General features: G+C 65.1%; 6 protein-coding genes. 4 read left to right on the forward strand and 2 right to left on the reverse strand.

Annotated elements, in window-relative coordinates; translation table 11 throughout:
* Positions 1-51: 51 nt before the first annotated feature.
* The 4 genes from DY468_RS11345 (at position 52) to DY468_RS11360 (ending at position 5,872) form a co-directional block, all read left to right on the forward strand.
* Positions 52-1,074, forward strand: coding sequence for a sugar ABC transporter substrate-binding protein (locus tag DY468_RS11345; protein WP_164604912.1), 1,023 nt, complete (start codon positions 52-54; stop codon positions 1,072-1,074).
* Positions 1,075-1,173: 99 nt separating this feature from the next.
* The gene (locus DY468_RS11350; protein WP_164604913.1) at positions 1,174-3,291 is read left to right on the forward strand and encodes an ABC transporter permease; all 2,118 of its coding nucleotides are present in this window, start codon (positions 1,174-1,176) and stop codon (positions 3,289-3,291) included.
* Positions 3,288-4,379, forward strand: coding sequence for an SMP-30/gluconolactonase/LRE family protein (locus tag DY468_RS11355; protein ID WP_164604914.1), 1,092 nt, complete (start codon positions 3,288-3,290; stop codon positions 4,377-4,379). The genes DY468_RS11350 and DY468_RS11355 overlap by 4 nt, the downstream gene beginning before the upstream one ends.
* Entirely contained in the window at positions 4,376-5,872 is a 1,497-nt protein-coding gene (locus tag DY468_RS11360) for a sugar ABC transporter ATP-binding protein (protein WP_164604915.1), read from the forward strand. The genes DY468_RS11355 and DY468_RS11360 overlap by 4 nt, the downstream gene beginning before the upstream one ends.
* A gap of 46 nt (positions 5,873-5,918) precedes the next feature.
* On the opposite strand, the gene DY468_RS11365 is transcribed toward DY468_RS11360, so the two are convergent.
* Entirely contained in the window at positions 5,919-8,540 is a 2,622-nt protein-coding gene (locus tag DY468_RS11365; protein ID WP_164604916.1) for an EAL domain-containing protein, read from the reverse strand.
* Between the two features lie 249 nt (positions 8,541-8,789).
* A partial coding sequence (gene lipB / locus DY468_RS11370; protein WP_164604917.1) for a lipoyl(octanoyl) transferase LipB occupies positions 8,790-9,356 on the reverse strand: 567 nt, incomplete at its 5' end.

The raw sequence follows: 9,356 nt of genomic DNA on the forward strand, positions 1-9,356 counted from the left end.
AGGCCACGGCGAACAACGCCGGGCGAAAACCAACGACCAAGGGAGGTGACCATGTCGGTTCAACTGAAGCGCACTGCATTGCGGCTGATCGTGGCCGCGTCGGCGGTGGCGGCGATGGTGCTGCCCGCACGCGCGCAGCAGGGGCTCGACGAGCCGTTCCAAGGGCCGTTCAAGGCGGCATTGGCCGGCAAGACCGTCGCCTACCTTCCGGTGGCGATGAATTTCGACCTCACCGAAGGCTGGTTCGCCGGCGTCAAGCGTGAGCTCGAACCGTTCGGCATGAAGGTGATCGTGCGCGATCCCAATTGGAGCACCAGCGCAGGCGCGCAAGCGCTGACGACGCTGATCTCGGAAAAGCCGTCGGTGATCATCGTGCACAATCCCGACGTGCAGACCTACGCCAAGCTGCTGCAGCGCGCCGAGAAGGAAGGCATCTTCATCATCCAGATCAACATGGGCTCGGTGTACCGCAGCTCCGCGTTCGTCGGCGCCAACTGGATCGAGGTCGGCGAGCGGGCCACCGAGGCGGTGGTGAAGGCTTGCGAGGGCAAGTCCGGCAAGATCGCCGTGATGCAGGGCGCGTTGTCGGCGGCGACCTCGGCCTACACGCTGAAGGGCGTCGAGGACGTGCTGGCCAAACACCCGAACATCAAGGTGGTGTCGTCGCAGGCGGCGGACTGGGATGCGGCCAAGGCCAAAGCGATCACCCAGACGGTGCTGAAGCAGAATCCGGATCTGTGCGGCATCGTCGGCTTCTGGGACGGCATGGACATCGGCACCGCCGCGGCGGTGAAGGAGGCCGGTCTCACCGGCAAGGTGTTCGTCGCCACCTCGGGCGGCGGTGAGCGCAAGGGCGCCTGCGAGTTGGTGAAGTCGGGCGCGTTCGATCTCAATCTCAGCTACGACGTGCCGACCCAGGCCGCCGACATGGCGGCGATGATCAAGTGGCTGCTGTCGTCCGGCGTCAAGCCGGGCCAGGTGAAGGGCTCGATCTACACCACGCTGATCCCGATCACCAAAGAGAACGCCGATTCCCAGACGGCGTGCTGGAATCTCAGCGACCTGAAGAAGTAACGCACGCCAGCTTCGAACACGGCGCCGCCCGCGTGCTGCGGGCGGCTGCCGCGGGCGCGCGCGCCCGCACGTCGGCGACAGTCCAGTTCAGCAGGTCCCATGCAAGAAGCTCTCGTCAAATTCAAGTCGCGCTACTGGCCGGATCATCTGCTCGGCGAAATCCTGTCGAAACGCTGGACCGAAACCGCGATCCCGATGATCGTGCTGATCGTCGTGGCGATCGCTCTCAGCAATGCGATTCCGGGATTCCTATCAACCGCGTCGCTCGGCGACACCGCGCGCCAGGCCGGCGAGATCGGCTTCGTCGTGCTCGGCATTGCGCTGGTTGTGATCGTCGGCGGCATCGATTTGTCGGTCGGCTCGATGTTCGCGCTGTGCGACTTCTGCGCGCTGTATTGCCTCAACGTGTTGAACTGGCCGGTGCCGGCGGTGATTGTCGCCACCATCGCTTGCGGCGCGCTGCTCGGCAGCATCAACGGCATCCTGATCGGCTATCTGCGGCTCCGCGCCTTCATCACCACGCTGATCACATTGATCATCTTCCGCTCCGCCTATGATCTGCTGCTGGTGGGCAATTCGGTCAAGATCGCTTCCTCGATGCCGGACTTTCCGCTGTGGGACTTCCTCGGCGGCGGCGACGTGTTCGGCATTCCGAGCGTCGCGCTGCTGTACGTCGTGGTGGCGATCTTCGGCCACATCTTCCTGACGCGGTTGCGGCCGGGCTGGCACATCACCGCGATCGGCGGCTCGCGCCGCTCGGCGTACAATTCGGGCATTCCGGTCCGCCGCACTATCGCGCTGTGCTACGTGGCGAGCGGCGCGCTCACCGCGATCGGCGCGCTGTTCTTCGCGGCCCGGCTCGGCACCGTCGGCGGCGACGTCGGCGTCGGCCTCGAAGTCACGGTGCTGACCGCGACCGTGCTCGGCGGCATCACGCTCGGCGGCGGCAAGGGCTCTGTCGCCAAGGCGCTGGCCGGCACGCTGATCGTGCTTTTGATCACCAACGGCCTGACCACGCTGTCGGTGCGCGGCGGCTACAACCGCATGGTGCTTGCGTCGATCCTGCTGATCGCGGCGACGATCGATATCCGCTGGCTGAAGAACCGCAACCGCATCATCAGCAAGGTTTATGTCGCGCCGGCCTATCACTATCTGCCGCCGCCACCGTCGACCGAGATCGGCAAGGGCGGGCCGTTCGAGCAGAACGACAAGCTGCGCGACGTGTCGCTGATCGGCCTCGGCAGGATTGAGGCGCCCGAGGACGTCATTCTCGATCGGCACGACAACCTTTATGCCGGCTCGCGCCACGGCGACATCATGAAGTTCTACGCGCCGGACTATGAGCGGATGGAAGTCTTCGCCCATATCGGCGGCCAGCCGCTTGGCATGGCGTTCGACTGCAACGACAACCTGTACTGCTGCATCGGCGGCATGGGGCTGTATCGCATCGCGCCGGACGGCAAGGTCGAGAAGGCGACCGACGAAACCAATCGCAGCCTGTGGTCGGTCAATGACGACAGCCGGTTGCGGCTCGCCGACGACCTCGATATCGCCGATGACGGCCGCATCTTCTTCTCGGAGGCGACGGTGCGCTACGAGATGGACGAATGGCCGGTCGACGGCCTCGAAGCGCGCGGCAACGGCCGCATCATCTGCTACGACCCGAACAGCAACACCACCCGCACGGTGCTGCGCGGTCTCAAATTCCCCAACGGCATCGCCATCGCCAGCGACCGGCAGTCGATCCTGTTCGCCGAGACCTTCGGCTGCTCGATCAAGCGCTATTGGTTCGACGGACCGAAGTCCGGCAAGGTCGAAGTGGTGATGGACAATCTGCCCGGCTATCCGGACAACATTAATCTCGCCTCGGACGGCAACTACTGGCTGGCGCTGGTCGGCATGCGCTCGCCGGCGCTCGATCTGGCGTGGCGGATGCCGGACTTCCGCCGCCGTATGGGCAAGCGGTTGCCGGTCGACGAGTGGCTGTTCCCGAACATCAACACCGGCTGCGTCGTCAAGTTCAACGAGCAGGGCCAGATCCTGGAGTCGTTCTGGGATCTCGGCGGCGTCAATCATCCGATGATCACCTCGATGCGCGAGCATCGCGGCCATCTGTATCTCGGCGGCATCGCCAACAATCGCATCGGCCGTTTCAAGCTCGAGGGCGCCGATCCGAACTTCGTGCAATACGACAAGCGATGGGGGAAGCAGGCATGATCCCGGCGCTTCGCGATTTCGCGCATCGTTTCCTCGGCCGCGGCGAGGGTGCCATTACGGTGCCGCCGTTCGACGGCGCGCTGAAACCGAACCAGACGCTTGAACACGCCGAGATCGTCGCGACGCTTCCTGGCGCCGAAGATCTCGCGACCGACGGCACGTCGCTGTACGTCGCGGACGGCAACGCCGTGCTGCGGCTGGACGGTGCCGCGTTTGTCCCGGTGCGGCAGTTCGATCAGCCGCTCACCGCACTTTGCGTATTGCCGGATGGCCGGGTCGCGGTGGCGCTGACGGGGCGGGAGGTGCGGGTGTTCGCGCCGGGCGCCGGCAGCGATATCGCGATCAGCGGTGCCGGGATGACGGCCGTCAATGCGCTGGCGCCGGGGCGGGGCGGGACAATTTTGGCGACGGACGGCTCGACCGACCGGCCGTATGCCGAGTGGGGCCGCGATCTGCTCAGCCATGGCCGCAGCGGCCGGCTGCTGTCGATCGATCCGGCCTCGCGTCAGGCGGACGTCCTCGCGTCGGGTCTGCGTTACGCCTTCGGCGCGGCGTCGTCGGGCGACGCCACCCTGGTGAGCGAAAGCTGGCGTCACCGGCTGATCGAGGTGAGCTCTGACGGCTCCACCAAGCCGGTGTTCGACCATCTGCCGGTGTATCCGTCGCGGTTGTCTCCGGCCGCCGGCGGTGGATTCTGGCTCACTGCCTTCACGGCCCGGACGCAGCTCATCGAATTCGTGCTGCGCGAGTCGGCGTATCGCCGTCGGATGATGGCGGAGATCGATCCCGAATTCTGGATCGTGCCGCGGCTGAGCGCCGGGCATTCGTTCCGCGAACCGATGCAGGGCGCACATCTGAAGACCATGGGCATCATCAAGCCTTGGGCCCCGCCGCGCGCCTACGGGCTGGTGGTGCGGCTCGGGTCCCAGTATGCGCCGCTGTATTCGCTGCACAGCCGCGTCGACGGCAGCAACCACGGCGTCGTCGCCGCGGTGGAAGTGGCGGACAGCCTGTACGTGCTGGCCAAAGGGCCGGGGCGGCTGCTGCGATTGAAACTCTCCGACATCCGAGGCGAGGCCGGCGCATGACGGACAACGTTCTGGAATTCCGCAAGGCGACCAAGCTGTATTCCGGCGTGCCGGCGATCGACTCGGTCGACTTCCAGCTTCGCCGCGGCGAGATCCATGCGCTGGTCGGTGAAAACGGCGCCGGCAAATCGACGCTGACCAAGGCGATGGCCGGGGTGGTGACGCTGACCTCCGGCACGATGCTGGTCGACGGCAAGGAGGTTGCGCCCAAGACGCCGCTCGAAGCGCGTCACCTCGGCATCGGCATGGTGTTTCAGGAGAACAGTCTGGTGCCGACCATGACGGTGGCGCAGAATCTGTTTCTCGGACAGGAGAAGTTCTACAACCGGCTGCGCGGCATCTACATCGCCGCCCAGCAATTCCTGCAGTCGCTAAATTTCGACGTGACGCCGACCGCGACGGTGGGCATGCTCGGCGCCGCGCAGAAACAGATGGTCGAGATCGCCCGCGCGGTGCTGCATCAGGCCAAGGTGATCATCTTCGACGAGCCGACCGCGACGCTGACGCCGGAGGAGAAGAAGTACTTCTTCGATCTGGTGCGCGACCTGCAGAAGCGCGGCGTCTCGATCGTGTTTATTTCGCATGCGCTGGAAGAGGCTCTGGCGCTGGCCGATCGCATCACCGTGCTGCGCGACTCCAAGCACGTCGTCACCGACGACGCCCGCAACTTCGACCGGGATCGCATCGTCCAGGCGATGGTCGGCCGCGACCTGTCGAACACGCTCTACGGCAAGCGCAAGACCACCGTTCGTCCTGCCGGCGAGCGAATGCTGACGATCCAGAATCTGAAGCTCGCGCCGATGGTGAAGAACAATTCGCTGTCGGTGTTCGCCGGTCAGATCACCGGCGTGTTCGGTCTGGTCGGGGCCGGCCGCACCGAAACGTTCAAGATTGCGGCGGGCGTGCTGAAGCGCGACTTCTTCCACGGCGGCGAGATCCTGCTGCGCGGCGAGCCAGTGCGCTACCGAGTGCCGGCGCCGGCGGTGAAGGACGGCATCGCCTACATCACCGAGGATCGCAAGGTCGAAGGCTTCTTCGAGACGATGTCGATCGCCCGCAACGTCTATCTCGGGCTGCTCGCCAAGTTTCCGCGCGGCCGCTTCCTGCTGTCGCGGCGCGAGGCGCAGTCGAGCGGCGAAAGCTGGATCAAGCAGCTCAACGTGCGGGCGATCAGCACCAAGGCGAAGGTGGTGGAGCTGTCCGGCGGTAATCAGCAGAAAGTGGTGATCGCCAAGTCACTGGCGCAGGATCCGAGCGTGGTGATCTTCGACGAGCCGACCCGCGGCGTCGACGTCGGCGCCATCGTCGAGATCCACGAACTGATCAACCGGCTGGCGGACGAGGGCCGGGCGGTGGTGGTGATCTCGTCCTACTTGCCGGAAATCCTGGCGCTGTCCGACCGCATCCTGGTGAGCCGCCAGGGCAAGGTGGTCGAGGAATTCTCCTCCCTGGATGCGACCGAGGAGAAGATCATGTACGCTGCAATCCACTGACGCCCGAACCTGTCGTTGCAGCGACGAGACTGTGCCTGCGCTCTGGTCAGGGGCGTTGGCGGCTGGCGACGCGCGACGGCACCGGGCTGTCCTTTGCGGCGACGCCGATCCGCTCCATCAGGGTGCCGGCGCGGCAGGCGCTGTAGTCGAGCAGCCAGCGCTCGAATGCGTCGGGTGCCAGCGCGGGCGCATACAGGAAGCCCTGGACGACGTCGCAGCCGAGGTCACTCAGCAGTTGGAATTGCGCGTCCGTCTCGACGCCTTCGGCGACGACACTGAGGGCGAGGCTCTGGCCGACACGCACCACCGTGGTGACGACCGCGCGGGCGGTGGGGCTGCTCGCGAGTTCGCTCATAAAGCCGCGATCGATCTTCAGCTCCCGGATCGGCAATTGCGCCAAGCGGCTGAGATTGGAATAGCCGGTGCCGAAATCGTCGAGCGACAGCCCGACGCCGATGCGGCGCAGCGCCATCATCGTCTCATGGGCCACCGAACGGTTGTCTTGCGCGACGCCTTCGGTGACCTCGAGCATCAGCGCTTGCGGCTGAAGCTGGTGCGTGGCGAGCGCTTGCGCAACCAGCGCCGGCAGCCCGGCATTCTCGAAGTTGATCGGCGACAGATTGAGGGAGATGCTCGGGACGTCGAGCCCCTGGTCGCGCCAGATGCCCATCTGCCGGCACGCCTCTCGGATCGACCAGCATGCAATCTGATCGATCAGGCCGCACTCTTCGGCGAGCGGAATGAACTTCGTCGGCGGCACGACTCCGAGCACCGGGTCGTGCCAGCGGGCCATCGCTTCGACGCCGTGCAGCGCGCCGTCGGCGGTTCGGATCTGCGGCTGGTAATGCAGCGCGAGGCGGTTGCTCGCGAGCGCCGCGCGCAATGCCGTCACATAGGCCATGCGCTGTTCGGCCACGCCGTCCATGTCGTTGCTGAACAGCCGGTAGGTGGAGCGCCCGGAGCGCTTGGCGCGATACATCGCCGTGTCGGCCTGATTGATCAGGGTATCGATATCGGAGGCGTTGTCGGGATAAAGACTGATGCCGACACTGGCCGACATCGGCACCTGTGTGTTGCAGAGCACGAACGGCCGCATCAACGCTTCGGTGATCCGCGCCACGATCGGTTCGACCTCGGCAGGCGCGCGGTCAGGCAGCACGACGACGAATTCGTCGCCCCCGAGCCGGCCGACGACATCGCCGGGCTCGACCTGATCACGCAGCCTGCGCGCGAACTCGACCAGGAATGCGTCGCCGGCGGCATGGCCGAGCGTGTCGTTGATGTCCTTGAAATTGTCGACGTCGAGAAACGCCAGCGCGATCGTTCGCCCATCCGGGCAGACCGATGTCGCCGCTGCGATCAGATCGCGCAGCCGCGAACGGTTCGGCAGTCCCGTCAGCATGTCGAAATACGCCAGCCGGTTGATCTGCGCGCGCGCTTCCATCCGCTCGATCGCCAGTGCGCCGAGATGAAGACAGGCGTCGACGATGCGCCGATGCCAGCGGCTCGGCGGCCGGCTCGCGCGGAAGTAGAACGCGAAGGTGCCGATCACACGGCCATCCTGAGCCTTGATCGGTGACGACCAGCACGCGCGCAAACCGATCTCGAGCGGGCGCGTCTTGAAAGCCTCCCAGCGCGGATCGGTGGCGAGATCGATCGCAAGCACCGGCTTGCCGAAATAGGCCGCCGGGCCGCACGAGCCGACCTGCGGGCCGATCGAATGGCCGTCGAGGGCCCGAGAGTAATCGTCGGGCAGGCTCGGGCCGCCGAGCGGATGCACCACTCCCTGCGCGTCGACGTGCAGGATCGAGCACACCACGTCCGGTGCGATCTTCTCGACGAAGCGACACATCCGTTCCGCAACGTCGATGATCGGGATGTCGTCGGCGAGCGCGCCCAGCGTCAATTGCTGCAGCATACGCAATTGGCGGGTTTCCGAAATGTCGGTCAGGAGCGAGAAGACTTGCGTGATGTCGCCTTGCGCGTTTCGGAGCGCTTTGACGTCGGCCGAGATCCAGATCTCTTCGCCGTGCTTGTCGTAGACCAGAACCTCTTCCTCACCACCGTGATACTCGCCGATCCATTTCTTGAGGCTCGCGATGGTGCGTAGCTTTGTGTGCGGGCCGGCGAGCAAGTCGACGATGTTGCGGCCTTTGGCTTCATCGATGCTGTAGCCGAACAGTCCCTCGAACGCTGCGTTGGTGTAGACGATCGTCAGGTCAGGGGCGGTTACCAGCACCGCACGGTTGGTGCGATCCGCGATTGCGGTGAGGAGCTGAATGCCTTTCCGTCGCTTCAGCTCGGTCGTCAGGTCGCGTGCCGTGACGAGTATGTAGTCACGGCCGTCGACGCCGATCGTCGATCGCGTCAACTCCGCGCTGACCGCCGTGCCGTCAGGTCGCGCGATGTCGATCGCAAGGCCGTGCTCGGACGCAAACACATCGAGGTCCGGCCTTAATGCCCTTTCCAACGTGATCGCATCGAGGCCGAGGCGGTCCGCAGCGCTGCCGATCATCTCTGTGCTGGCAAGACCCCAGATATGTTCGGCCGCTTGGTTGAAGAAGCAGATGCGATGATCGTGATCGATGATCACCGCCGCATCCCGCGTGTGATCCAGCGCGATACGCCAAAGTGACTGATCATCGAAAGAGCTGGTTTGTTGTCGCATCGTCCGGATCGATTACTGTGGAAACTACGAGGTACGCGCTACGGATGACCTGTATATGGGAGCTAATCTATCCATGGTAACGTGACGAAATCGTTGTTGTGCGGCGCGCCGGTTTCATCCTTACAATTCCGTTGCTGGAACGAACTGCAGGACGACTGTCTCGGGCGTCGTCGAGCCGGTCCCCGCCGCTCGAGGCCACAGGAGCCGCAAGGCGCGAACCAATTCGACGCTTATTTGCGCGGGGGGACGTCAGTCGTCGTTCGGAGGTGCAGGGCGTGTTGCGCCGAAGATCGGCTCAAAGGCGGTTCGCAAGGCGAGGTCCACGTCGGTCATCACCACCGGAAGCCCGAGGTCGACCAGGCTGGTGACCCCATAGCGCGGATCGCTGATCCCGCAGGGCACGATCGCCTTGAAGTGCGACAGGTCGGGTTCGACGTTGATGGCAATGCCGTGCAGCGATACCCAGCGCTTCAGCCGGACCCCGATCGCCGCGATCTTGTCCTCGTAGCCGTTGCCTTTGTCGGGGCGGCGGACCCAAACGCCGACCCGGTCCTCGCGCCGCTCGCCTTGGACATTGAAGGCGTCGAGGCTTGCGATGATCCATTGCTCGAGCGCAGCCACATAGGCGCGGACGTCGGGACGGCGGCGCTTCAGGTCGAGCATCACATAGGCGACGCGCTGGCCGGGCCCGTGATAGGTGAGCTGGCCGCCGCGGCCGGTGGTGAACAGCGGGAAGCGCTCCTCCAGCAGGTCGGTGGCGTGACCGCTGGTGCCTGAGGTGTAGAGCGGCGGGTGCTCCCGGAGCCAGACCAGCTC

The sequence above is a fragment of the Rhodopseudomonas sp. BR0M22 genome, assembly GCF_010907035.1.
Lineage (GTDB): Bacteria > Pseudomonadota > Alphaproteobacteria > Rhizobiales > Xanthobacteraceae > Rhodopseudomonas.

Coding starts and splice junctions, on each gene's coding strand:
- DY468_RS11345 (WP_164604912.1), top strand. CDS start 52: ATGTCGGTTCAACTGAAGCGCACTGCATTGCGGCTGATCGTGGCCGCG.
- DY468_RS11350 (WP_164604913.1), top strand. CDS start 1,174: ATGCAAGAAGCTCTCGTCAAATTCAAGTCGCGCTACTGGCCGGATCAT.
- DY468_RS11355 (WP_164604914.1), top strand. CDS start 3,288: ATGATCCCGGCGCTTCGCGATTTCGCGCATCGTTTCCTCGGCCGCGGC.
- DY468_RS11360 (WP_164604915.1), top strand. CDS start 4,376: ATGACGGACAACGTTCTGGAATTCCGCAAGGCGACCAAGCTGTATTCC.
- DY468_RS11365 (WP_164604916.1), bottom strand. CDS start 8,540: ATGCGACAACAAACCAGCTCTTTCGATGATCAGTCACTTTGGCGTATC.